The organism is Duganella sp. GW822-FHT06D06 (assembly GCF_058799615.1).
Genome location: NZ_JBXALQ010000033.1, coordinates 1 through 23,827, shown reverse-complemented (window position 1 = coordinate 23,827; position 23,827 = coordinate 1). Strand labels below are relative to the sequence as shown.

22 protein-coding genes are annotated in these 23,827 nt (G+C 66.3%); 19 read left to right on the top strand and 3 right to left on the bottom strand.

Annotated elements, in window-relative coordinates; all coding sequences use genetic code 11:
• Window positions 1-77: 77 nt before the first annotated feature.
• Window positions 78-929, bottom strand: coding sequence for a hypothetical protein (locus AC1RMD_RS30570; RefSeq protein WP_492932518.1), 852 nt, complete (start codon window positions 927-929; stop codon window positions 78-80).
• Between the two features lie 19 nt (window positions 930-948).
• The gene (gene greB, locus AC1RMD_RS30565) at window positions 949-1,515 is read right to left on the bottom strand and encodes a transcription elongation factor GreB (RefSeq protein WP_492932516.1); all 567 of its coding nucleotides are present in this window, start codon (window positions 1,513-1,515) and stop codon (window positions 949-951) included.
• A 115-nt stretch (window positions 1,516-1,630) separates the two neighbouring features.
• On the opposite strand from greB, the gene AC1RMD_RS30560 reads away from it, so the two are divergent.
• The 13 genes from AC1RMD_RS30560 (at window position 1,631) to AC1RMD_RS30500 (ending at window position 16,044) form a co-directional block, all read left to right on the top strand.
• Window positions 1,631-2,200, top strand: coding sequence for a hypothetical protein (locus tag AC1RMD_RS30560; RefSeq protein WP_492932514.1), 570 nt, complete (start codon window positions 1,631-1,633; stop codon window positions 2,198-2,200).
• Window positions 2,201-2,226: 26 nt separating this feature from the next.
• Complete coding sequence (locus tag AC1RMD_RS30555) at window positions 2,227-3,411, top strand: sensor histidine kinase (protein WP_492932512.1); 1,185 nt, start codon at window positions 2,227-2,229, stop codon at window positions 3,409-3,411.
• 33 nt (window positions 3,412-3,444) lie between these two features.
• Window positions 3,445-4,092 (top strand): response regulator, encoded by a 648-nt coding sequence (locus AC1RMD_RS30550; protein WP_116990377.1) that lies wholly within the window; start codon window positions 3,445-3,447, stop codon window positions 4,090-4,092.
• Between the two features lie 149 nt (window positions 4,093-4,241).
• The gene (locus AC1RMD_RS30545; protein ID WP_492932510.1) at window positions 4,242-5,819 is read left to right on the top strand and encodes a GGDEF domain-containing protein; all 1,578 of its coding nucleotides are present in this window, start codon (window positions 4,242-4,244) and stop codon (window positions 5,817-5,819) included.
• A gap of 299 nt (window positions 5,820-6,118) precedes the next feature.
• Window positions 6,119-7,720, top strand: coding sequence for a flagellin N-terminal helical domain-containing protein (locus tag AC1RMD_RS30540; protein WP_492932508.1), 1,602 nt, complete (start codon window positions 6,119-6,121; stop codon window positions 7,718-7,720).
• Between the two features lie 90 nt (window positions 7,721-7,810).
• Window positions 7,811-8,200 (top strand): flagellar protein FlaG, encoded by a 390-nt coding sequence (locus AC1RMD_RS30535; protein ID WP_492932507.1) that lies wholly within the window; start codon window positions 7,811-7,813, stop codon window positions 8,198-8,200.
• 245 nt (window positions 8,201-8,445) lie between these two features.
• On the top strand, window positions 8,446-11,130 hold the full coding sequence (gene fliD, locus AC1RMD_RS30530; protein WP_492932505.1) for a flagellar filament capping protein FliD: 2,685 nt from the start codon (window positions 8,446-8,448) through the stop codon (window positions 11,128-11,130).
• A 28-nt stretch (window positions 11,131-11,158) separates the two neighbouring features.
• Window positions 11,159-11,593 carry a flagellar export chaperone FliS gene (fliS, locus tag AC1RMD_RS30525; protein WP_492932503.1) on the top strand — a complete coding sequence of 145 codons (435 nt, stop codon included), beginning with the start codon at window positions 11,159-11,161 and terminating at the stop codon, window positions 11,591-11,593.
• A 3-nt stretch (window positions 11,594-11,596) separates the two neighbouring features.
• Window positions 11,597-11,926 carry a flagellar protein FliT gene (locus AC1RMD_RS30520; protein ID WP_492932501.1) on the top strand — a complete coding sequence of 110 codons (330 nt, stop codon included), beginning with the start codon at window positions 11,597-11,599 and terminating at the stop codon, window positions 11,924-11,926.
• A 14-nt stretch (window positions 11,927-11,940) separates the two neighbouring features.
• Window positions 11,941-13,620, top strand: coding sequence for a flagellar hook-length control protein FliK (gene fliK / locus AC1RMD_RS30515; RefSeq protein WP_492932499.1), 1,680 nt, complete (start codon window positions 11,941-11,943; stop codon window positions 13,618-13,620).
• Window positions 13,617-13,949 (top strand): EscU/YscU/HrcU family type III secretion system export apparatus switch protein, encoded by a 333-nt coding sequence (locus AC1RMD_RS30510; protein WP_492932497.1) that lies wholly within the window; start codon window positions 13,617-13,619, stop codon window positions 13,947-13,949. The genes fliK and AC1RMD_RS30510 overlap by 4 nt, the downstream gene beginning before the upstream one ends.
• Window positions 13,950-13,955: 6 nt before the next feature.
• Window positions 13,956-14,714: a flagellar brake protein gene (locus AC1RMD_RS30505; RefSeq protein WP_492932495.1), complete on the top strand. Its 759-nt coding sequence runs from the start codon at window positions 13,956-13,958 to the stop codon at window positions 14,712-14,714.
• 205 nt (window positions 14,715-14,919) lie between these two features.
• Window positions 14,920-16,044: a PEP-CTERM sorting domain-containing protein gene (locus tag AC1RMD_RS30500; protein WP_492932493.1), complete on the top strand. Its 1,125-nt coding sequence runs from the start codon at window positions 14,920-14,922 to the stop codon at window positions 16,042-16,044.
• Between the two features lie 111 nt (window positions 16,045-16,155).
• On the opposite strand, the gene fliE is transcribed toward AC1RMD_RS30500, so the two are convergent.
• Window positions 16,156-16,500 (bottom strand): flagellar hook-basal body complex protein FliE, encoded by a 345-nt coding sequence (gene fliE / locus AC1RMD_RS30495; protein WP_492932491.1) that lies wholly within the window; start codon window positions 16,498-16,500, stop codon window positions 16,156-16,158.
• Between the two features lie 227 nt (window positions 16,501-16,727).
• Between fliE and fliF the strand changes: the two genes are divergently transcribed.
• From fliF to AC1RMD_RS30465, 6 genes are all read left to right on the top strand, one after another.
• A complete protein-coding gene (gene fliF, locus AC1RMD_RS30490; RefSeq protein ID WP_492932488.1) occupies window positions 16,728-18,479 on the top strand; it encodes a flagellar basal-body MS-ring/collar protein FliF in 1,752 nt (583 codons plus the stop codon).
• Complete coding sequence (fliG, locus tag AC1RMD_RS30485) at window positions 18,472-19,470, top strand: flagellar motor switch protein FliG (RefSeq protein WP_008451337.1); 999 nt, start codon at window positions 18,472-18,474, stop codon at window positions 19,468-19,470. Before fliF ends, fliG begins: the two co-directional genes overlap by 8 nt.
• Complete coding sequence (locus AC1RMD_RS30480; RefSeq protein ID WP_492932486.1) at window positions 19,470-20,225, top strand: flagellar assembly protein FliH; 756 nt, start codon at window positions 19,470-19,472, stop codon at window positions 20,223-20,225. The genes fliG and AC1RMD_RS30480 overlap by 1 nt, the downstream gene beginning before the upstream one ends.
• A gap of 1 nt (window position 20,226) precedes the next feature.
• Window positions 20,227-21,648 (top strand): flagellar protein export ATPase FliI, encoded by a 1,422-nt coding sequence (gene fliI, locus AC1RMD_RS30475; RefSeq protein ID WP_492932484.1) that lies wholly within the window; start codon window positions 20,227-20,229, stop codon window positions 21,646-21,648.
• Window positions 21,649-21,684: 36 nt separating this feature from the next.
• Entirely contained in the window at window positions 21,685-22,125 is a 441-nt protein-coding gene (gene fliJ / locus AC1RMD_RS30470; protein WP_492932482.1) for a flagellar export protein FliJ, read from the top strand.
• Window positions 22,126-22,160: 35 nt separating this feature from the next.
• Window positions 22,161-23,827 (top strand): flagellar hook-length control protein FliK (locus AC1RMD_RS30465; protein ID WP_492932480.1); only part of this gene is annotated, 1,667 nt, incomplete at its 3' end.

Below are 23,827 nucleotides of genomic sequence, written 5' to 3'. Positions count from 1 at the left end.
GACATTCGGACACGAGCCCTGCCGTAACGGCCGTTACGGCAGGGCTCGTGTCCGAATGTCAGACTTGACCCCGGGGTTTATTTTTGATGCTCGAACGGATCGTACCAATAGGCCTTGTTGGCCAGCGGCGTTTGCGGGGACAGCAGTGGATTGTCCAGCTTGAAGACGCGGCGTGAGCGCAGGCCCGCCGTCTCGATCAGGCCGTCGTAGAACTCATGGAAGATCCGGTCGAAGCGGCCGTCCGCGATCAGCAGTTGCAGTCCGTACTCCAGCCGCTGCGCCAGCCTCGGCTGCCCGCCGATGAAGAAGTAGCGCGGCAGCGGCACATAGATCGCAAAGCTGCGCTCGACCTCCAAGTGCGGAAACCCCGGCGCATATGCGTCGCGCTCGAACAGCGCCTCGTCGATCGAGCGTGGAAAATACTGGAAACGGTGCGCCGCCAGCATGCGGTGCAGGCCCGAGGTGGTCGCGCCGGTCTGCACCGTGAAGCCGGCCCCCACCAACACCGCCGTCGAACTCCACTGCCGCCCCGCGCCCAGGCTCTTGGCCTTGAGCTGCGCCAAGGTGCGCACCTTCGAGAACTCGGCCTGGTCGCGGCCGTCGATCAATGCGATGCGGTAGCCCGACAAGCCCTTGTCCACCGGGATCCGCACCGGGATCAACTGCCGCTCCCACTCCGGCGACGTCACCTGCGCGCTCAGGTTGACGTCGCGCCCGCTCATCATCTCCAGCATCAGCCGGTCGCGCTGCACCCGCAGCGTCGAGATCCTCACCTCGAACGCGCCATACTTGGCGCGCGAGGCCTCCAGCGCCGCCGTCAGCAGGCGCTGGATATGACTGTCGTTGTAATCGGATTTGCTGGAATTGAGGTCGATGACATAGCGATCCAGCGCCGCCGCCTGCGTCTGCCAGCACAGCAGCGCCAGCAAGCAAGCCCGGCGGCGTAGACTAATCGGCAGCCGGGGCCGGATACGTCACCTCGAGGATTTCCAGCTCCTCGATGCCGTGCGGCGCCTGGAAGGTGATGACGTCGCCTTCCCTCGCCTTGGTCAGCGCGCGCGCCACCGGCGCCACCCAGCTGATCTTGCCGTTCAATGGATCGAGCTCGTCGATGCCGACGATGGTGATGGTGCGCGTCTCGTCCAGCTGGTTGCAATAGGTGACGGTGGCGCCGAAGAACACCTGGTCGCTGCCGTGGTGCACGCTGGGGTCGACGATGGCGGCCGAGTCCATGCGCTTGGTCAGGAAGCGGATGCGGCGGTCGATCTCGCGCAGCCGCCGCTTGCCGTAGATATAGTCGCCGTTTTCCGAGCGGTCGCCGTTGGACGCGGCCCAGTGCACGATGCGCACCACCTCCGGCCGGTCGACGTCGATCAGTTGCAGCAGCTCCTCCTTGATGCGCTGATAACCTTCCGGCCGGATATAGTTCTTCGACCCGGCCGGGATCGCCAACGCCAGCGCCGCGGCTTCCTCGTCGTCGTCCTGGTCCGACTCTTTGACAAATGCTTTGTTCATGCGGGCTATTGTAACGGCTTCGTGCGTCGCCGGGGCTGTTGTGCACGTTCGGTGTTTTTCCCCGCGCCGACGATGCTTTCACGTATGATGATAACGATAGAACAACGCTTCAACGATGAAACTCTTCCGCCGCTTCTGCCGCTCGCTGTTTGCCCCGCTGGTCTACCTGGCCGCCCTGCTGTTGCTGCTGGAGGACTGGCTGTGGGACCTCGGCATGCGCGTGCTGCGCCGCCTTTCGTCCTGGCCGCCGCTGCACCGGCTGGAAGCCTGGATCTGCTCGCTGGGCCCGCACGCGGCGCTGGCGCTGTTCGTGCTGCCGGCCATGCTGCTGTTCCCGGTCAAGCTGCTGGCGCTGTGGGCGATGGCGCACGGCCACGCGCCGCTCGGCCTGCTCGTCATCGTGCTGGCCAAGCTGGTCGGCGCGGCGGCGGTGGCGCGCATTTTCCTGCTGACGCGGCCGGTGCTGATGACCATCGTCTGGTTCGCCCGGCTGCTGCACTGGTTCCTGGCGCTGAAGCAGCGCTGGCTCGAACGGCTGCGCGCCACCCGCGCCTGGCGCCGCGTCGGCGCGCTGGCCCAGGCCTGGCGCCACTGGCGCCAGCACGCCGTGCCGTCGCCGCGCAGCTGGCTGGCGCGCTTCCGCCGCCTGCTGCGGCGCTTCCGCGCGCGCTGGCGCGCCCGCTAACCCTACCTACAATTGATATCATCATCATGAGCGCAGCCTCCCTCCCCCACCCCGACAGCGCGGCCCTGGCCGACGAACTGGAACAGGTGCGCGCGCGCTTCGACGCCATCGTCTCCAACACGCCCGGCCTGGTCTACCAGTTCGTGCTGCACGCCGACGGCCGCGTCTCCTTCCCCTACCTGAGCGACGGCTGCCAGGCGCTGCTGGGCCTGACGGCGGCCGAACTGCGCGCACACCCCGCCCGCTTCCTCGAGCTGATCCTGGCCGACGACCGCAAGTCCTACCTGGACGCGATGCAAGCCTCGGCCGGCGCGCTGTGGAGCTGGAACTGGGAAGGCCGGATCTGGGTCGACGCCTGGAAGGACGTCAAGTGGATCAACCTGCGCTGCACGCCGCACGCGCTGGCCGACGGCGCGGTGCGCTGGGACGGCATCATGACCAATATCAGCGAAAGCAAGCAGGAGCAGCTGGAGGTGCGCCACTCGCGCGCCCGCCTGGCCGAGCTGAGCGCGCACGCCGAGCGTGTCAAGGAACAGGAGCGCAGCCGCATCGCGCGCGAAATCCACGACGAGCTGGGCGGCAACCTGACGGCGATCAAGATGGCGGTCGCGATGCTGGCCGCCCGCCTGGACGAGGTCGGCGACTACCCGGCGCTGCGCGAACGCACCGACTACGTCGACGCCCTGGTCGACCGCACCATCGACGCCGTGCACCGCATTTCGCTCGACCTGCGCCCGGCGCTGCTGGACCTGGGCCTGGCGGCGGCGCTGGAGTGGCAGGTCAAGGAATTCGAAAAGCAGACCGGCATCGCCTGCAGCTTCAACGCCAACCAGCGCGAGATCGAGCTCGACAACGACCAGGCCACCGCCCTGTTCCGCATCGCCCAGGAGGCGCTGACCAATATCGCCAAGCACGCCGGCGCCACCCGCGTCAGCGTCAAGCTGGCGCGGCTGCGGCACCACATCAGCCTGAAAATCGCCGACAACGGCAGCGGCATCCGCCAGGCCGACCGCGCCAAACCGGCCTCGTTCGGCCTGCGCGGCATGGCCGAACGGGCGCGCGCGCTGGGCGGCACGTTGGCGCTGAGCCACGCGGCCGGCGGCGGCACCGTGGTGGCGATCAAAATTAAGCGCGAAACCGAACGCGCGGCCCTCATCGCGGCCGCCGCCGGCGCTACAATAGCGGGTGAAAACATTTCTGCTGTGAAATAGCAAATAAAGTAAAAAGAGGAAGCAGAGACCCGCATGTCAGAAAAAGCCATCATCAAGGTCTTCATCGCCGACGACCACGCCATCGTGCGGGAAGGCTTGAAACAAATCCTGGCCGAGACGCGCGACATCGTCGTCGCCGGCGAGGCCGAGAACGGCCTGGACGCCATCAAGCTGTTCCGCAAGTCGGACTGCCAGGTCATGCTGCTCGACATCTCGATGCCCGACCGCAGCGGCATCGAGGTGCTCAAGCAGATCAAGAAGGAAAAGCCGGAGCTGGCGGTGCTGATGCTGTCGATGCACCGCGAGGACCAGTACGCGATCCGCTCGCTCAAGGCCGGCGCCGCCGGCTACCTGACCAAGCAGAGCGCGCCGCGCGAGCTGGTGACGGCGATCCGCCAGGTGGCCGGCGGCCTCAAGTACATCAGCCCGGCGCTGGCGCAGGAACTGGCCAACCACGTCGGCGAGGACCACGAGGCGCCGCCGCACGACACCCTGTCCGACCGCGAATACCAGACGCTGACCATGATCGCCTCCGGCAAGACGGTGGGCATGATCGCCAAGGAACTGTCGCTGTCGGTGAAGACGGTCAGCGAGTACCGGGCCCGGCTGCTGGTCAAGATGAAGCTGAAAAACAGCGCGGAACTGACCCATTACGCCATCAAAAACCAGCTGATAGAATAGTCGGTCGATAGCGATCGCCGCGCGCTTGCCGCTCTGCCTACGCTTGATGCCCTAATGAAAGATGCCTTCCGGCCTTTTATTCAAGCTATGCCGATCGGCGCTCGGACTTATTATGGTTTAATGAACAAACCTTTACGAGGCCGCATCTGATGTCCAGCAAACCATCCACTCCCGAGCAGAATCCGGCCGAGATCGCGCGCGAGGCGTTCAAGCGCCTGGCCGTGCGCCGCATCGCGCCGACGCCGGAAGCCTACCGCGACATCTACAACGAAATCGCCGGCGTCGCCGCCGCCCCGGCCGCCCCCGTCGGCGCGCTCGATCCCGGCCCGGAATCGGTGCTCAGCCAGTTCGCCACCCGCCTGACCGAAAACACCGGCGACCTGGCCGACTTCGGCCGCCGCTTCAACCGCGCCGTCAAGTCGCGCGACTGGGAAGGCTATGCCAAGGCGCTGTCGCAGCTGGTGGAAAAACACTTCGTCGGCAAGAAAGGCGGCATCGAAGTGGCCGGCCTGCTGCCCGAGGACGAACACAGCCGCACCCTGCGCGACCTGCTGAGCCGCACCCTGACCTTCGCGGTGGCGTCGCTGCTGTCGGGCGCGCCGGTGCTGGTGGCCGAGGCCGAATCGCTGGGCGCGGCCACCAAGCTGGCCCACAGCGAGGAGGCGCTGGCCGAGATCGCCGTGCGGCTGAAACAGCTGTGCTACCAGATCGAGCTGCGCGGCGGCGACAGCGGCGAGCAGCAGGAACTGCTGCTGCGCCTGTTCAAGCTGCTGCTGGAAAACGTCAGCGAACTGCTGGACGACGACAGCTGGCTGCGCGGCCAGATCGAATCGGTGCAAAACCTGATCACCGGCCCGATCGACGTGCGCGCGCTGGAGGAAGCCACCCGCAGCCTGAAGGAAGTGATCTACAAGCAGGGCCAGCTCAAGCACAGCCTGTCGGACGTCAAGCTCACCGTCAAGAACATGATGATGACCTTTATCGACCGCCTCGGCCAAGTGGCGGCCTCGACCGGCGACTTCCACGAGAAGATCGGCGGCTATTCGGAAAAGATCAGCAAGGCCGACAATATCGCCGAGCTCAACAACATCCTCGACGACGTCCTCAAGGAAACCCGCCTGGTGCAGAGCGAGGCGCTGAAGGCGCGCGACAAGATGGTGCTGGCGCGCCAGGAAGTGCAGGACGCCGAGAACCGCATCCACGCGCTGGAGGCGAAGTTGCAGCATTTGAGCGAGCTGGTGCGCGAAGACCAGCTGACCGGCAGCCTCAACCGCCGCGGCCTGGACGACGTGTTCGAGCGCGAGACCGCGCGCGCCGACCGCCGCGGCACGCCGCTGTGCATCGCCATCCTCGACCTCGACGACTTCAAGAAGCTCAACGACACCTACGGCCACATCGCCGGCGACGCCGCGCTGAAGCACCTGGTCAAGATCGTCAAGGACACCTTGCGCTCGATGGACGTGATCGCCCGCTTCGGCGGCGAGGAATTCCTGATCCTGATGCCGGAGACCTCGGTCGAGGCGGCGGCCAGCACCATGACCCGCCTGCAGCGCGAGCTGACCAAGCACTTCTTCCTGCACGATAACGAGAAAGTGCTGATCACCTTCTCGGCCGGGGTGGCGCTGCGCCGTCCCAACGAGGAGCAGACCGAGCTGGTCAAGCGCGCCGACAAGGCCATGTACACCGCCAAGCAGACCGGCAAGAACCGGGTGGTGGTGGCCGAATAAGCCGCTGCCTGTATCAGTTGGCGCCCGGCCCGGCCCTTGCCGGGCTTTTTTTTGCCCAAAAACAAGGGTGAAAAATAATTATTTTTGCCCTAAAGATTCCGGCATTGCTGTCGTTTAAACGGGTATGGGTGTTGAACTTTAGGCCCGCCAGAGAAAAAATCCCTCCTTTCCAGCCCTTAATTTTCCCACTGGGCAACCGTTACCAGTAACAACAGCGGTTTGAATGTCTCGGAACGTGGAGGCAGACCAATGGGAACTGAGCATATTGCCGAATCGAAGTATCAGTCTGGAGAAACATCATGGCACAAGTCATTAACACAAATATTGCATCGCTGAATTCGCAACGTAACCTGACCACGTCGCAAGCCTCGCTGTCGACTTCCCTGCAACGCCTGTCTTCCGGTTTGCGCATCAACAGCGCAAAAGACGACGCCGCCGGCCTGGCGATTTCCGAGCGCTTCTCCTCGCAAATTCGCGGCAATACCCAGGCAGCACGCAACGCCAACGACGGCATCTCGCTGGCGCAAACGGCCGAGGGTGGCTTGAGCACGGCAGGCGATCTGCTGCAACGTATCCGCGAACTGGCAGTCCAGTCCGCCAACGGCACCAACTCGGATTCCGACCGCAAGTCGATCCAGGGCGAGGTCGCAGCCCTGTCGAACGAACTGGACCGCGTGGCCAACACCACCCAGTTCAACGGCCAGAACGTGCTGGACGGTTCGCTGACCTCGGCCCAGTTCCAGGTCGGCGCCAACTCCGGCCAGACCATCAATGTCGGCGTGCAAAGCGCTCGCGCCACCGATATCGGCAACAACACCGCGAGCTCGGCCTACGGCGGCACCGTCATCTCGGAAGCCATCGCCGGCAACAAAAACAACGTGGCCGCCGCCGAAACGCTGACCTTCAATTCGGGTGCCGGCGTAACCACCAACGTCAACGTCAAGGCCAATGACAGCGCCAAAGTCATCGCCGCCAACATCAACAGCCAGAGCAGCAGCAGCGGCGTCACGGCGTCCGCAACCACCAACGCCACGCTGGAGAATATCGGTGACGGCTCGGTCCAGTTCACCTTGCGAGGCGCCAACTCGATCGCCAATGACAAGGAATCGAAAGCCGTCACGATCGCTGCCCAGGTCAAGGGCGGCGACCTGTCCTCGCTGGCTCAGGCAATCAATGCTCAGACCGGCACGACCAATATCAGCGCCACCATCAAGACCAACGCCGCCGGCACCGCCAAAGAAATTCTGTTGACCAACAGCGCCGGTGACGACATCAGCCTGCAAAATACCAACGGCGCCCTGGCCGCCAACGACGCACTGCAAAACGGCGCCGCCGCCGCCACGATCCGTGGCGCGGACAAGCCAGCTTCCGGTTCGACGGCAGCCACGCTGGCCACCGCGATCGCCATCGGCGCCGGCGGCACCGCCGACACCGTGGACAACAGCGGTGCCACCCCGGTCATCACCGCTGGTACCGGCGCCTCGGTTACTGTCGGTGGACATCTGGACTTCTCGTCGGATAGCGGCTTCTCGGCAAGCAGCACCGGCACGACGCTGGTAGCAGCCACTGTGTCCAGCGGCCTGCAATCGGTCGCCAAGCTGGACGTGAGCACCGTCGCCGGCTCGAATGCCGCGCTGAAGACCATCGATTCGGCCCTGAACGCGATCAACAGCAACCGCGCATCCCTGGGTGCGATCCAGAACCGTTTCGCTTCGACCATCTCGAACCTGAACACGACAACGGAGAACTTGTCCGCTTCGCGTAGCCGGATTCAAGATACCGACTTCGCGTCGGAAACGGCCAACCTGACCCGCGGCCAGATCCTGCAACAAGCTGGTACCGCCATCCTGGCCCAGGCCAACTCGCTGCCGAACGGCGTGCTGTCCCTGCTGCGTGGCTAAAATCCGGGGAAGGGTCGGCGGACGAGCCGCACTCTGACTAGGTTCCCCGGTTGATTTATTCAACCGGGGATTTTTCACAAAGGAAGCATCATGACTATCGATACCATCGGCTCGGCCTCCCAGGCCCGCCCAGTAGACCGCCCGGCCAACTCCGCCGGCGGCGAGGTCGCCGCCCACGGCGCAACACGCGCGCCGGCCACCGCGGTCGACACCGCGGCCGCCGTCAAGGCCCCGGCCAACGTGCCGACGCTGGACCAGGTCAACCAGGCCGTATCGCAGCTGAACAAGTCGGCGCAAGCCAAGTCGCAGGGCCTGGAGTTCTCGGTCGATACCGACACCAAGCGTACCGTGGTCAAAGTGATCGACCAGACCACCAAGGAAGTGCTGCGCCAGATTCCCTCGCCCGAAGCGCTGGAAATCGCCAAATCGCTGGAATCGAAATCCGGCGCCTCCGGCTTGCTGATCCAGCAAACCGCCTGAAGCGGCCGCGCTCGCGCGCGCCGCTTTTTCTGTCTTCATGGCATCCTGCCAGCAGGATTGCCGCCACCGCGAATCTGACGGGCCACGCCCGTTGCGGAGCCATAGCGCCGCCCCGCCACGCCCTGCGCCGCCGAGCGCTGCCCGTTTTTTCAGCTTTGCCTGAACTGGCAGGTATTCTCCCCTCTCAAGTCCGGTTTGATTCTGCCGATATTGTCTTATATTATTGCTTTACTTAGGAGCGCAACGTGGGTATCTCTTCACCAGGCATCGGCTCGAACATCCCGGTCGACTCCATCGTCAGCAAGCTGATGGCGGTCGAATCCGCGCCGCTGGCCGATTACGACAAGAAGTCGGCCAGCTATCTGGCGAAGGTGTCCGCGTTCGGCAATTTGTCCGGCGCGCTGGGCTCGTTCCAGAGCGCGCTGGCCGGCCTGACCTCGGTCTCCAGCTTCCAGACCCTGGTCAGCTCGCCCAGCGACACCACGGTGATGACCGCCACCGCCAGCAGCACCGCGCAGCCGGGCAACTACCGCGTCAACATCAGCCAGATCGCGCAGGCGCAGACGCTGGCCTCGACCGGCTACAAGAGCACCACGGCCGCCATCGGCCTGGGCGGCAAGACCACCATCAATTTTTCGCTCGGCACCGCCAGCGGCGGCACCTTCGGCATCGCCGGCACCCAGCTCGGCGCCAGCCTGTCCAGCGGTGGCCTGTCGCCGGGTTCGCTCAGCATCAACAACACCGCGATCGCCACCGACGGCACCACCCGCAGCGCGCGCCTGCTGGCTGACGCCATCAACGCCAAGAGCACCACCACTGGCGTCTCGGCCAAGGCCTCCGCCACGGCCACCAACGCCACCCTGTTCGGCGCCGCCGGCGTTTCCAGCTTCGGCGCGGTCGACACCAGCGGCGGCGGCACCTACAAACTGACGGTCGGCGGCGTGGAAATCGCCGCCCAGGCGTCCGGCGTGGCGGCCGGCGCCGGCGTTACCGCCGCCGCGCTCGACGCCGCCCTGGCGCCCAGCACCGCCGTTGGGCGCGCGCTGGCCGACGCCAACATCACCGTCCAAGGCACGGCCGCCGGCGGCGACCTGCAATTTCTCAACGCCGACGGCAGCAACATCGCCATCGCCGAAGCGGTCGACGGCAGCGTTACCGGCGGCATTGGCAACGGCGGCACGGCCAACGTCGGTTCCAGCACCACGGCCGTGGGCTCGATTACGCTGGTGTCTGCGGATGGCAGCCCGATCACCGTCGGCGGCACCGATCCCGCCAAGGCCGGCTTCACCGCCGGCGTCGGCGGCGCTTATCTCGGCGCCAGCTTCGCGGCCGACTCCAGCCGCACCAGCGGCAACATCGTCATCGACAGCTCGAACAATACGCTGCAGGGCATCATGGCGGCGATCAACAAGGGCAACTTCGGCGTCACCGCCAGCATCGTCTCGGACGGCGCCACCGGCACCAGCGCCAAACCGAACCACCTGATCCTGACCTCGTCCGCCACCGGCGCCAGTTCGACCATGAAGATCACGCTCTCCGGCTCCGGCGGCGATCCGCCGGAAGCGGACCTGGTGACGCTGCTGGGCTACGACCCGGGCGGCGTCCAGAACCTGAGCCAGAAGGCGGCGGCGGCCGACACGCTGGCCACCGTCAACGGCATCGCCGTCACCAGTTCCAGCACCGGCATCAGCGGCGCCATCAGCGGCATCAGCATCAACGCCCTCAAGGTCGGCAGTTCGTCGCTGTCGGTGAGCAAGGACAGCGGTTCGCTGACCACCTCGGTCAACGGCTTCGTCAAGGCCTACAACGATTTGAGCGGCCAGATCGCACAGCTGGGCGCCTACGATCCGGAAACCAAGACCGGCGGTCCGTTGCTGGGCGACACCACGCTGCGCAATCTGCAGGCCGCGATCCGCCGTCAACTGGGCACCTCGATCACCGGCCTGCAGGGCACCAGTCTGACCAATCTGTCGCAGATCGGCATCTCGTTCCAGAAGGACGGCACGCTCAGCCTGGACAACGCCAAGCTGCAGAAAGCCGTCACCAACAACTTCAGCGACATCGCCGGCCTGTTCGCGGCGGTCGGCCATGGCAGCGATCCGGACGTCAAGTTCGTCAGCTCCGGCACCAACAGCAAAGCCGGCGACTACGCGATCAACATCACCCAGCTGGCCACCCAGGGGACGCTGCAGGGCACCGCCGTGCTGCCGGCTGAAACCGTGATCGATACCGACACCACCTGGACCGTGACGCTGAACGACACCAAGCCGGCCACGCTGGCCAACACCGCCACCATTTCGCTGCCGGCCGGCAGCTACAATCCCAGCCAACTGGCCACGCTACTGCAATCGTCGATCAACGGCGTCAGCGCATTTGCCAACGCCGGCGCCACCGTCAGCGCCACTATCGGCGACGACGGCAAGCTCAAGCTCGCTTCGACCAGCTACGGCGCCAAATCGAACATCCATGTTGCCAGCGCGACCGGCACCGACGTCGCGGCCGCCTTCGGCGCCGGCGCCTCGGTCGACGGCCTGGACGTGGCAGGCACCATAGGCGGCTACACCGCCAGCGGCAGCGGCCAGACCCTGACCGGTTCGCCCGGCGCGCCGGTCGACGGGCTGAAGCTGACGATCACCGGTGAAACCACCGGCTCGCGCGGCAGTTTCGGCTTCTCCCAGGGCTACGCCTACCAGCTCAACGCGCTGGCGGCCGGCTACCTGGGCGCCAAGGGCGCGATCACCAGCCGCACCACCGGTCTGAACAACTCGGTCAAGGATGTCGCCAAGCAGAAGGACGCGTTCGCCTCCCGCCTGGGCGACATCGAAGCGCGCTACCGCGCGCAATACACGGCGCTCGACACCTCGATCGCCAGCATGAATACCACCGCGTCATTCTTGACGCAACAGTTCGCGGCGCTTGCCAAGCAATAACCGCGAACGCTTTAACAGGAGACAGAGTATGTTTGGATCTCGACAAACTGGCGTCAGCGCCTATGCCAAGGTTGGCATGGAAACCGGCGTGGTCGCCGCCAGTCCTCACAAGCTGATCGTCATGCTGTTCGACGGCGCCATGGTGGCGCTGAACAGCGCGCTCAATGGCATGCGCAACGGCGATATCGGCGAGAAAGGCAAATCGATCTCCAAGGCCATCATGATCATCGACAGCGGCCTGCGCGCCGCGCTCGACAAGAAAGCCGGCGGCGAAATCGCCGAGGGCCTGGACGCGCTGTACGAATACATGAGCGCGCGCCTGCTGACGGCCAACCTGAACAACGATCCAGCCATCCTGGAGGAAGTGCAACGCCTGCTGGCCGAGTTGCGCGACGCCTGGAATGCGATCGCCGACACCCCTGCCGCCACCGGCATCCGTCCCACCAATCTCGCGAGCGCCTGATCCATGATGACCAGCCAAGATATCCTTTCCGTGTACGCCGCCATGGCCGAGCTGACCGAACAGATGGTGCAGGCCGCCGCCAGCAGCGACTGGGACCAGCTGGTGCTGCTGGAGCAGCGCTGCGCCGCCCACGTGCAGGCGTTGCGCGCGCAGGAACCGGCGCCGCCGATGCAGGGCGCCGAGCGCGAACGCAAAATCGACCTGATCCGCCAGATGCTCAACGCCGACCGCCAGATCCGCGACCTGACCATGCCGTGGATGGCGCAACTGTCCAAACTGATCAGCTCCACCGGCACTGAACGGCGCGTCATCAACGCCTACGGCAGCGTCTAAAGCAGGGGCGCGCCATGTTGCCGCCCTTGGTCACCATCCTGCCGGTCGGTCCGGCGGCCGAGGTCGGCGCCGTCGCGCCGGTCGGCGACGGCCGCCAGGCGGCTTTCCAGCGCGCGCTGCAAAGCCTGGTCGGACAGTCGGTCACGGCCGAAGTGCTGTCCAAGTTCAACGACGGCAGCTTCCTGGTCAAGGTGGCCGACCACGCGGTGCGCATGATGCTGCCGCCGCAAGTGCAGGTCGGCGCCGAAGTGCCGCTGACCGTGCTGACCGCCCAACCCCGCCCCACTTTCCAGCTCGGCAATAACAGCCCCGGCAGCGCGGCCACGCTGGTCTACAGCGAACCGGCCGAAGCCGGCGACGGCCTGTACTCGCCCACCCTGCCCTCGCACGACGCGCCGGCCGCGGCGCCGGTCACGCCCCGCCCGCCGGCCGGGGCCGCCACGCCTGGCCAGCCGGCCACCGCCGGCGCGGCCACCGCAGCGGGACTGCCGGCCGAAACGGATGGATTGCCGGGCCAGCTCAAACCGGGCACGCCGGCGGCCGCAGGAACGCCGGGGGGCGCGCCAGCGCCGGCGCCGGGCGCCGCGCAAGCCGCAGTGCAAGCCGCAGCACGCGCGGCGGGAGCGGCAGGTGCCGGCGGCGCCGCTGCAGCGGCTGAAACCGCCGAGAACCCGGCCGCTGCGCCCGGTCGTGCCGCCAACATGCCGGCGTCCGCCGCCACCGCAGCCACGCCCGCCAACCCGGCGACGCCTGCCACGACGGCACCAGGCACAGCCGTCACGCCAGCGGCCTCGGCCGGTGCCGCCGCCGATGCAGCCGCTGCCGCTGCCGCGGCTGCCGGTGCCCGCGCCCCCGCCGCGACTGCCGGTGCCGCTGGCGCCGCCGCCCAGGCTGGCGGCGCGCTCCCGGCCGAAGCGGTCAAACCGCAAAGCCTGGCCGCCAGCTTGCTCGGCAAGGCGCCGCTGACGCCGTCCAACGAATTGCCCGACCTCGATCCCAACACGCCGCAAACCACGCTGAGCAACACCGCCCGCGTGCTGACCACCGTCCTCAGCACGGCCCAGGGCAGCGCCGGCGCGCAACTGGCGCTGGTCGGCAAGAGCGCGCTGTTCGGCAACGCCGCGCCGGCCGCCGAGCAGCTGGCGCAAAAACTGCAAGACACCATCTCGCAAAGCGGCCTGTTCTACGAGTCGCATGTCACCGAATGGGTCAAGGGTGAGCGCACCCTGCCCGAGCTGATGCGCGAGCCGCAGATGCAGCGCATGCTGCAAGGCGGCGAAAGCGCCGCCCGCGCCGCCGCCAGCGGTCCCGACCTGAGCGCCGCCCAACTGATCAACCAGCAACTGCACACCCACGAGCAAGGCCGGGTGCAATGGAACGGCGAGGCGTGGCCTGGCCAGCACATGCAATGGGAAATCCGCCGCGAACAGCGCGAAGGCCGCCAGGACGAGGGCAACGGCGCCGACGGCGAACCGGAACAGATCTGGCGCAGCGGCGTGCGCTTCCGCTTCCCGATGCTGGGCGCGGTGTCGGCGGCGGTGACCTTGGTCGGCGGCCAGGTGCATATCCAGGTACAAGCCGACGACGGCGACACCGCCGACACCCTGCGCGCCTACGCCGGCCGGCTGGAGCAGGCGATGGCGGCGGCCGGCGCACCGCTGTCCTCGCTGACCATAGCCCAGGAAACGCCATGACCGACAACCTGCCGCGCCGCCCGCTGCAGCAGGCGGTGGCCCTGACCTATGAGAACGGCGCGCCGGCGCCCAAGGTGGTGGCCAAGGGCCGCGGACTGGTGGCCGAGCAGATCATCAGCGTCGCGCTGGAGGCCGGCGTGTTCATCCACGAGTCCAAGGAGCTTGTATCTCTGCTCATGGATGTAGATCTAGATCAACAAATTCCACCGACGCTCTATAGGACGATTGCGGAACTATTAGCGTGGCTATATCATATTGAATCAGCGCAAAAGTCTGGCTTGCCACTTCCGGCCGCGCCGGACAGCGGCATCCCCCTTACGGAAATTTGACGCCCGATGTACCCACACTTTCAGGATGCGGAATTGGAAAACTGGCACGATTTTGAAGTCGAATCACGGAAGGAGATCATCTCCTTGCTGCGCGGTATCGGCGAAAAGAATCAGCTGATCCGCATGCTGATCCATGGCGAGTCCGACGTCTGCGTGACCTCGATCCTGGACGTGGACGAGCAGCACAACGCCGTCTACCTCGATTGCTCGATCGACCGCGAGCAGAACAAGCGCATCCTGGCCTCGCGCCGGCTGTCGTTCGAGACCACGCTGGACAAGGTGCGCATCCTGTTTGGCGCCGAGCGCATCGAAACGGCCAGCTTCGAAGGCAATCCGGCGTTCAAGATCGTCGTGCCGCCGACGCTGATCCGCCTGCAACGGCGCGAGTACTACCGGATTTCGACGCCGGTGACCAATCCGGTGCGGGTGCTGATCCCGCTGCCGGAAGAACTGGGCGGCAGCACCACCTTCCCGCTGGCCGACATCAGCTGCGGCGGCATCGCCATCCTGGACAACAAGATGATCCTGGGCGACGCCATCGGCCGCAACTACCTCGATTGCAAGATCGACTTGCCGGAAGTGGGCCAGGTGGCGACCTCGCTACAGATCCGCAACTCGCTGGACCTGACGCTGCTCAACAACAAAACCAACCGCCGTCTGGGCTGCGAATTCGTCAACATCTCGCGCGGCATGCTGTCCTACGTGCAGCGCTACATCACCAAGCTGGAACGCGAGCGCAACGCCCGCATCGCCGGCCTGATGTAAGCCCCCCCCCTTCTTCCCTCCCGGTATTCCCTGGCGCGCGAACGCAAGCGCCGCCTGCGCCTGCGCGGCGGCGTCGCGCCATCCTCCGTCCCGCTGTACAGATGGTTAATTTTATTAATATTGCAACCATAATGGTCAATATTTTAATATAATTAATATGTATTATTCGGCATCAAAATACTTCCGCCACTTCCCAAGGATTACCATGCGCAAATTACTGCTGCTCGCCGCCGTCGCCGCCACCTTCGCCGCCCCGGCATTCGCCGCCGCCCCGAAATATAAGTCCGTCGTCATCGGCGGCGACAATACCCAAGGCGTCGCGTTGAACAACGTCGGACACGTCGTCTTCAACACCAAGCCGTGGACGTCAACCGGCGTCGCCACGTTGTTCAACGGCAGCCAGACCACCGCGCTGGGCACCCTGGGCAGCGCTTACTCCACCGCCACCGCGCTCAACAATCTGGACCAGGTGGTGGGCTATGTCGGTACCGGCATCAACGGCGCCGCGCACGCTTTCCTCTACAAGAATGGCGCCATGTCCGACCTGGGCACGCTGGGCGGCAAGACCAGCCAGGCGACCGGCATCAACGACAGCGGCACAGTGGTCGGCACGTCTCGCAACAGCAGCAACATCGACCGCGCCTTTGCCTACACCCAGGCGGGCGGCATGAAGGATCTCGGCACGCTGGGCGGCGCCAGCAGTTCGGTTACCGGCATCAACGCCAACGGCGATATTATCGGCTACTCGGATACCGCGAGCGGCTCCCGCCATCCTTTCATGTACAGCAACGGCGTGATGACCGACCTGAGCGCCGCCATGGGCCTGGGGACGGTGGTGACGGAGCAGGGGTTTATCGAGGAGACCAGCATCGGCGAGTTGAAGTTCACCCACAGTGGCGCGATCGTCGGCTACCAGCGCGTCACCCTCACGGATTCGACGGGCTTTCCGCTGGTTTCCGACGATTACGGCTATGTTTTCAGCAATAACCAACTGCAGTACACCGGCACCACCATCACCACCGATATCAACGCCCGTGGCACCGAGATCAATAATCCGTACTTCGGCGACTCGTATTCGGTCATCAACGGCGTTCGCTACAGCATGAATGAGCTGGTGGGCAACGTGCGGCCTGGCCCCGGCATCAACCTCGGCGGCGCCTCGGCCGTGAATGACGGCAACCAGTTCATGGCGCGGGGCTGGGGTAACAACGGCCGCAACTACACTATTCTGTTGAGCCCGGTTCCGGAACCGGAAGCGTTTGCCATGCTGCTGGCCGGCATGGCGCTGGTCGGCGTGGCGGCCCGGCGCAAGGCCCGCAGCGCCGCCTAAGGCGCTGCGACAGCATCACCCCGGGGTCAAGTCTGACATTCGGACACGAGCTCTGCCGTAGCGGCTGTTACGGCAGAGCTCGTGTCCGAATGTCAGACTTGACCCTGGGTCTTATACTTGCATGTTCATGATGTCGTGGTAGGCCGACACCAGCTTGTTGCGCACCTGGATGCTGGCCTGGAAGTTGATGCTGGCCTTCTGCATCGAAATCATCATGTCCGACAGGCTGACGCTGTCGTCCCCCATCGCGAATTTCTGGCCCATCTCGTCGGCCTTCACCTGGCTGGTGTTGACGCCGTCCAGCGCGTTCTTCAACGCGTCGGAAAACTCCACCCTGGTCGCCGCCGGCGCCTCGGTCTTGATCACCGGCGGCGTCAGCCCCGGACGCGTGGCGTGCGCCTTCAACTGGGCGATCATGGCCTGGATCTGGCTGCCGTCGATTCCACCTGTCTTCATTTCACTCTCCATCTTGTTGCTGCCGTGGAACAAATTCCCACGTCATAGCCGAGCGCGGCGTTACAATACGGCACGGCGCTCTCAGTGCTGCCAGAATACCAAGAGCCAGGCCAGTCCCCATGGCCGAGCAGGACCGTAAACGGCGCTCTGTTTGGCCGATTGATTTGCCCGCAATCAGGCGATAATGGCTCATCCTCTCTAGAACCTCGCACCGGAAAACTATCATCATGGCCGTAGCCGACACTATCGACAACGACACAGCAGCCGACGCCGCGGATGACGGAGCCGAGAAACTGCCCTTCATCCAGACGCCGATGGGCCGCAACTTCCTGCGCGCGGCCGGCGCGGCGGCCATCGTCGCCATCCTGCTCGGCCTGTGGCTGTGGAACAAGCCGCCCGATTACGGCGTGCTGTTCTCCAACTTCACCGACCGCGACGGCGGCGCCATCACGGCCGAACTGGACAAGCTCAACGTCAAGCACAAGTTTTCCGAGAACGGCACCGCGATCCTGGTGCCGACCGAGCAGGTGCACGATATCCGCCTGAAACTGGCGGCCCAGGGCTTGCCCAAGGGCGGCAACGTCGGCTTCGAGTTGATGGAAAACCAGAAGCTGGGCGTGTCCCAGTTCTTGGAACAGGTCAACTACCAGCGCGCGCTGGAAGGCGAACTGGCGCGTTCGATCCAGTCGCTGGCGGCGATCGAGAACGCCCGCGTCCACCTGGCGCTGCCGAAGCCGTCCGTGTTCGTGCGCGACCAGCAAAAACCGACCGCCTCGGTGATCGTCACCCTGCACCCGAACCGCCAGCTCGATCCGGCCCAGACCGCCGCCATCGTGCACCTGGTCGCCTCCAGCGTGCCGGAACTGCTGCCGGCCAATGTCAGCGTCATCGACCAGGCCGGCAACCTGATTTCCGACCAGAGCAAGAACGGCAGCGCCGGCCTCAACGCCAAGAACATGGACGAGACCCAGCTCAAGTATGTCAAGGACATGCAGCTGCAGGTCATCAAGCAGGTCGAGTCGATCATCATCCCCATCGTCGGCGAAGGCAATGTGCGCGCCGAAGCCACCGCCGACGTCGACTTTTCCCAGATCGAGCAGGCGGCCGAAACCTACAAGCCGAACTCGCCGCCGGCCGCCTCCGCCATCCGCAGCCAGCAGAGCAGCGAAACCAACGGCAACAACGGCAACAACAATCCGGGCGGCATCCCGGGCGCGCTGTCGAACCAGCCGCCGGGCACCGCCACCGCGCCGCTGACCCAGACCGCCGGTTCGCCGACCGCCACCGCGCCGGCGCCGGGCACGCCGCCGGGCGCCGCCGCCGCCACCACGGCCACCGGCCCCAACCACAAGGAATCGACCACCAACTACGAGGTCGACAAGACCGTGCGCTACGAGCAGCGCGGCATGGGCGGCCTGCGCCGCATGACGGTGGCGGTGGTGGTCAATTACAAACGCATCGTCGCCAAGGATGGCAAAGTCACCATCAAGGCCTATACTCCTGAAGAGATGGCCAAGATCAACGACCTGGTCAAGCAGGCCATGGGCTTCAACCAGGACCGCGGCGACGCCGTCAGCGTGGCCAATTCGCCGTTCGACGGCGTCGACAAGCCGTTCGAACCGCCGCCGGAATGGTGGCGCGATCCGGCCAACTTGCCGATGGCCAAGGATCTGGCGAAGTTCCTGATCACCGCGCTGATCTTGCTGTACATCGTGCTGCGCATCGTCAAGCCGATGATGCGTCCGGTGTTCAAGAAGATCGACGAGATCAACGCGCCGGAGCCGGAACCGGAAGAGCCGGAGGAAGTGGTCGAGGAAGGCCCGGACGAGGCCCTCATCGCCGAAGAAGAACTGCGCAAGATGGAAGAAAACACCGTGCGCTCCTACCGCGAAAACCTGGCCATGGCCAAGAAACTGGCGACCGAGGATCCGCGCATCGTCGCCAACGTGATCAAAGAATGGATAGGCGCAAATGACTGAGAATACCGGACTGCAAAAGGCCGCCATCCTGATGCTGGCCATGGGCGAGAGCGAGGCCGCCGAGGTGATGAAGTTCCTCGGCCCGCGCGAAGTGCTCAAGCTGGGCGCCGCCATGGCGACCATGAAGAACGTGCCGCACGAGGAAGTGGTGGGCACCTTGGACAACTTCCGCGACATGGTCGCGGCCGCCTCCACCGTGGGCCTGGATTCGGACGAGTACATCCGCCAGGTGCTGACCAAGGCGCTGGGCGACGACAAGGCCTCGGTGCTGCTGTCGCGCATCCTGGGCGGCAAGGACGCGTCCGGCATCGAATCGCTGAAGTGGATGGATTCGCAATCCGTGGCCGAGCTGATCCGCAACGAACACCCGCAGATCATCGCCACCATCCTGGTCCACCTGGAGCGCGACCAGGCTTGCGAAATCCTCGGCCACTTCACCGACCGCCTGCGCAACGACGTGGTGCTGCGCATCGCCACCCTGGACGGCGTGCAGCCGGCCGCGCTGCGCGAACTGAACGACGTGCTCACCAAGCTGTTGTCGGGCAACGAGAACATCAAGAAATCGTCGCTGGGCGGCGTGCGCGCGGCGGCCGAGATCCTCAACTTCATGTCGGGCGAGCAGGAAGGCTCGGTGATGGACAACATCAAGAACTACGACAACGACATGGCGCAGAAGATCATGGACGAGATGTTCGTGTTCGACAACCTGATCGACATCGACGACCGCGGCATCCAGTTGCTGCTGCGCGAAGTGCAGTCGGAAATGCTGATCATCGCCCTGAAGGGCGCGTCGCAGGAGCTGCGCGACAAGATCTTCAAGAACATGTCGGCGCGGGCGTCGGAAATGATGCGCGAGGACCTGGAGTCGAAAGGCCCGGTGCGCCTGTCCGAAGTCGAAACCCAGCAGAAGCAGATCCTGCAAATCGTCCGCCGCCTGGCCGACGAAGGCCAGATCGTGCTCGGCGGCAAAGGTGAGGATTCCTTCGTCTAATGTCTCTGCTACCAAAAGAACAGCAATCGGCCTTCCAGCGCTGGGAGATGACCTCGTTTGGCGACGAGCGTCCGCGGGTGATCGCGCAGCGCGAAGCCGAGCAGCGCCAGCGCGACGCCGAACAGGCCCAGCTGGACGCCGAGCAGCGCGTGCAGGATGCGCTGCAGGAACAGCAGGAGGCGCTGGAGATGGGCCCGCCGCTGCCGCCGCCGCTGGACTACCCCACCGTTGAGGAGCTCGAAGCGATCCGCGAGCAAGCCCGCCAGGACGGCTACGACGAAGGCCACGCGGCCGGCCACGCCGACGCCATCGAGGCCGGCAGGCTGGTCGCGGCCGAGCAGCTGGAGCACCTGCGCAGCCTGGCCGCCAGCTTCACCACCGCGCTGCAGGAGGCCGACCAGCTGATCGCCAGCGACGTGCTGGAACTGGCCCTGCAACTGGCCAAGGGCATGCTGAAGAACGCGCTGCAGGTCAAGCCCGAGCTGATCCTGCCGATCGTGCGCGAAGCCATCGAATACCTGCCGGTGCTGCAACAGCCGGCGCTGCTGGTGCTGCATCCGGACGACGCCGCCGTGGTGCGCGGCGGCATCGGCGAAGAGCTCGACAAGGGCGGCTGGCGCGTGGTCGAAGACCCGCAGGTCGGCCGCGGCGGCTGCAAGGTCGATACCGCCAGCAACCAGATCGACGCCACCGCCGCCGCCCGCTGGCAGCGCCTGAGCCACGCGCTCGGCAAAGAAGTGGACTGGCTGGCCTGACATGGACGCCGTCGCCCCTCCCGCCGCCGCCCCCGCCAGCCCGCACGCCGGCCGCTGGAAATCCTATTTGCACGATTGCGGCGCGCTGGTCGGCTTTGTCGAGCCGATGCAGGTGTCCGGCCGCGTCACCCGCGTGGCCGGCCTGGTGATGGAAGCGGTCGGCCTGCGGCTGGCCGTGGGCGCCGCCTGCACCGTGCCGCTGCCGTCCGGCGGCAAGATCGAGGCCGAAGTGGTCGGCTTCGAAGGCGACAAGCTGTTCCTGATGCCGCAAAGCGATGTCGAAGGCGTGGTGCCGGGCACCCGGGTGTTCCCGGTCGAGCCGGCCATTCCCCGGCCCGGCAGCGTCACCCATCCGCGCCGCCGCCCCAGCGACCGCGCGCGCCACCTGCCGGTCGGCCCCGAGCTGCTGGGCCGCGTGCTGGACGGCGCCGGCCGCCCGCTCGACAGCCTCGGCCCGTTGAACGCCTCCGACAGCGCGCCGATCAACACCCGCCCCGCCAACCCGCTGGGCCGGGCGCCGATCACCGAAACGCTGGACGTCGGCGTGCGCTCGATCAACGCCATGCTGACCGTCGGCCGCGGCCAGCGCATGGGCCTGTTCGCCGGCTCGGGCGTCGGCAAGTCGGTGCTGCTGGGCATGATGGCGCGCTACACCGAGGCCGACGTCATCGTGGTCGGCCTGATCGGCGAACGGGGCCGCGAAGTCAAGGAATTCATCGAGCAGATCCTGGGCGAGGAAGGCCTGGCCCGTTCCGTCGTCGTGGCGGCCCCGGCCGACACGCCGCCGCTGATGCGCCTGCAGGGCGCGGCCTACGCCACCGCGATCGCCGAGCACTTCCGCGACCAGGGCCAGAACGTGCTGCTGATCATGGATTCGCTGACCCGCTACGCCATGGCGCAACGCGAGATCGCGCTGGCCATCGGCGAACCGCCGGCCACCAAGGGTTATCCGCCGTCGGTGTTCGCCAAGCTGCCGATCCTGGTGGAACGCGCCGGCAACGGCGAGATGGGCGGCGGCTCGATCACCGCCTTCTACACCGTGCTGACCGAGGGCGACGACCAGCAGGATCCGATCGCCGACTCGGCGCGCGCCATCCTCGACGGCCACATCGTGCTCAACCGCCGCCTGGCGGAAGCCGGCCACTACCCCGCGATCGACATCGAACAGTCGATCAGCCGGGCCATGCACTCGATCACCTCGCCCGAGCACCAGAGCCGCTCGCGCCACCTGAAGCAGCTGTTCTCGCGCTACGAGCGCAGCCGCGACCTGATCAGCGTCGGCGCCTATGCGCCGGGCAGCGATCCGGTGCTCGACCAGGCCATCCAGTTGCACGACCGGATCGAGAATTTCCTCCAGCAACAAATCAGCGAACGGGTGACCATGGGCGAGAGCTTGGCCCAACTTACCTCTCTATTCGACTGATGGCCGCCGACAACAGCCACCTATAATTGACCCACCATGGCTTCCAAAGCGCAACTTGAAACACTGATGGACCTGGCGCGCCGGGAGTCCGACGATGCCGCCAAGCGGCTCGGCGTTGCGCTCAAGGCGGTCGACGACGCCAGGCAAAAACACCAGATGCTGGTCGGCTATCGCGACGAGTATGCGCAACGCTTCGAAGCGGCGCAGGCGGCCGGCATCACGCCCATGGCTTACCGCAATTTCCAGGCCTTCATGGAGAAGCTGGACGTGGCGGTCAAGGGCCAGCTGGACCTGATCAAGCACGCGGAATACCGCGGCGAGCAGGAAAAGGCCGCCTGGCAGGCCAGCGAACGCAAGCGCATGTCCTACTCCACCCTGAACGACCGGGCGGCGGCCGACGCGCTCAAGCTGGAAAACAAGCGCGACCAGAAGCAGATGGACGAACACGCAGCACGGCAGGCCTACTACAAACGCTGACCTATTTAGACCCAACCAACCGACACGGCGCCATCATGCAAACCCAGAATCTCCAAATTCCTACCCTGACCGCCAACCCAGCGGCGGCGCCCAAGGTGAACCTGAATCTGCATGCCGGCGGCGCCGACCACGCCTTCCAGCGCGCGCTGTCGCGCGAGATGGACCAGCGCCAGGCCAACGCCGGCGGCAACGCCAAGCTCGGCGCCAAGGCGCCCGAGCGCCCGGCCGCCTCGCGCCCGTCCGCGCCCAAGCAGGCGGAGCAAGCCAAGCCGGCCCAGCCGCAAAACCAGCCGGCCGACGCGGCCGACAACCGCCAGGCCGTCGCCAGCAACGCTGCCCCGGCCGCGCCCGCCGCGCCGGCGCCGGCCAGGAGCGCCGCCAAGGACAGCGGCGCCAGCGCCGACGACAGCGCCGCTAGCGCCGCCAGCGACGCCCAGGCCGCCGCCCAGGCCGATCCGGTGGCCGACATGCTGGCCCTGGTGGCCGCCTTCAACCAGCCGGCAACGCCGACGGCCGTGCCGGTCGCCAGCGCGACCGATAGCTCGGCAGCCAACGCCAGCGCGACGATCGCCACCAGCGCCATGAGTGCCGCCGATCTGGCCGCCCAGGCCGCGGCGGCCGCCTCTGCTGCTGCTGCCGCCGCCGCCGCGACCGCCGCCGCCGCTGCCGGCGCCACCGACGAAGCCAGCACCGCGGTGGACGCCAGCGCCAGCGCCACCCTGCCCGCCGCCACGCTGGAGGCCGACACGCTGGCCCCCGACACCGCGAAAACCGCCCAGGGCGGCGCCAACGCCCATGCCGCCGCCGATTTCAAGGCCGCCCTGACGAAAGCCGGCTCGGCCGTTCAAACCGCCACCGACGCGGCCGCCGTCGCCGCCGCAGCCGCCGCAAAAGCCGCCTCCGCCGCCAGCACCACGGCCGCCGCCGTCGTTGCCGCCAGTCCCGCCCCGGCCAAGCCGGTCGCGGCCGACAGCAAGCCGGTCAGCGCCATCCCCGACGGCCCGGTCATCGACACCCTGTCCGACACCACCGACGCCGCGCCGGCCGCAGCGGCCGAACCGGCCGCGCCGATCAAGGCCGGCCCCGGCATGGAACAGCCGGACAACCTGGCGCGCGCCACGCCACGCCAGGCCGATCCGCTGCAACCCGTCTTCACCGGCAAGACCAGCCAGCCGACCGAAGCGGCGCCGGCGCTGACGGAAGCCGCCCCGGCCATCACGATCGCGCCGAGCGCGCAAGCGGCGCTGGAAGCGGCCAAGACCGCCGTCAGCGCCGTGCCGACGGACAAGCTCAGCAGTCGTGTCGGCACCCAGGCCTGGGACCAGCAACTGGGGCAGAAGATCATCTTCATGGCCGCCGGCGGCGAACAAAGCGCCACCATGGAACTGAATCCGCCCGACCTCGGCCCGCTGCAGGTGGTGTTGAGCATCAACAAGGACCAGGCCACCGCCGCCTTCAGCTCGGCCCAGCCGGAAGTGCGCCAGGCGCTGGAGGCGGCCATGCCCAAGCTGCGCGAAATGATGAGCGAAGCCGGCATCCAGCTGGGCAACGCCACCGTCTCGGCCGGCATGTCCAACCAGAACAACGGTTTTAACCAGCAGGCCGGCTCGGCCCAAGGCGGCGGCCACCGTTCCGGCGCCGGCTTCGGCGGCGACGGCGGCGGCGTCAGCGAGGCGCCGCGCAGCGCGCCGCCGGCGCGCCG

Coding starts and splice junctions, on each gene's coding strand:
- AC1RMD_RS30540 (WP_492932508.1), top strand. CDS start 6,119: ATGGCACAAGTCATTAACACAAATATTGCATCGCTGAATTCGCAACGT.
- greB (WP_492932516.1), bottom strand. CDS start 1,515: ATGAACAAAGCATTTGTCAAAGAGTCGGACCAGGACGACGACGAGGAA.
- fliS (WP_492932503.1), top strand. CDS start 11,159: ATGTTTGGATCTCGACAAACTGGCGTCAGCGCCTATGCCAAGGTTGGC.
- AC1RMD_RS30500 (WP_492932493.1), top strand. CDS start 14,920: ATGCGCAAATTACTGCTGCTCGCCGCCGTCGCCGCCACCTTCGCCGCC.
- fliE (WP_492932491.1), bottom strand. CDS start 16,500: ATGAAGACAGGTGGAATCGACGGCAGCCAGATCCAGGCCATGATCGCC.
- fliI (WP_492932484.1), top strand. CDS start 20,227: ATGGACGCCGTCGCCCCTCCCGCCGCCGCCCCCGCCAGCCCGCACGCC.
- AC1RMD_RS30535 (WP_492932507.1), top strand. CDS start 7,811: ATGACTATCGATACCATCGGCTCGGCCTCCCAGGCCCGCCCAGTAGAC.
- AC1RMD_RS30520 (WP_492932501.1), top strand. CDS start 11,597: ATGATGACCAGCCAAGATATCCTTTCCGTGTACGCCGCCATGGCCGAG.
- fliJ (WP_492932482.1), top strand. CDS start 21,685: ATGGCTTCCAAAGCGCAACTTGAAACACTGATGGACCTGGCGCGCCGG.
- AC1RMD_RS30510 (WP_492932497.1), top strand. CDS start 13,617: ATGACCGACAACCTGCCGCGCCGCCCGCTGCAGCAGGCGGTGGCCCTG.
- AC1RMD_RS30505 (WP_492932495.1), top strand. CDS start 13,956: ATGTACCCACACTTTCAGGATGCGGAATTGGAAAACTGGCACGATTTT.
- fliG (WP_008451337.1), top strand. CDS start 18,472: ATGACTGAGAATACCGGACTGCAAAAGGCCGCCATCCTGATGCTGGCC.
- AC1RMD_RS30480 (WP_492932486.1), top strand. CDS start 19,470: ATGTCTCTGCTACCAAAAGAACAGCAATCGGCCTTCCAGCGCTGGGAG.
- AC1RMD_RS30550 (WP_116990377.1), top strand. CDS start 3,445: ATGTCAGAAAAAGCCATCATCAAGGTCTTCATCGCCGACGACCACGCC.
- fliF (WP_492932488.1), top strand. CDS start 16,728: ATGGCCGTAGCCGACACTATCGACAACGACACAGCAGCCGACGCCGCG.
- AC1RMD_RS30545 (WP_492932510.1), top strand. CDS start 4,242: ATGTCCAGCAAACCATCCACTCCCGAGCAGAATCCGGCCGAGATCGCG.
- fliK (WP_492932499.1), top strand. CDS start 11,941: ATGTTGCCGCCCTTGGTCACCATCCTGCCGGTCGGTCCGGCGGCCGAG.
- AC1RMD_RS30555 (WP_492932512.1), top strand. CDS start 2,227: ATGAGCGCAGCCTCCCTCCCCCACCCCGACAGCGCGGCCCTGGCCGAC.
- AC1RMD_RS30560 (WP_492932514.1), top strand. CDS start 1,631: ATGAAACTCTTCCGCCGCTTCTGCCGCTCGCTGTTTGCCCCGCTGGTC.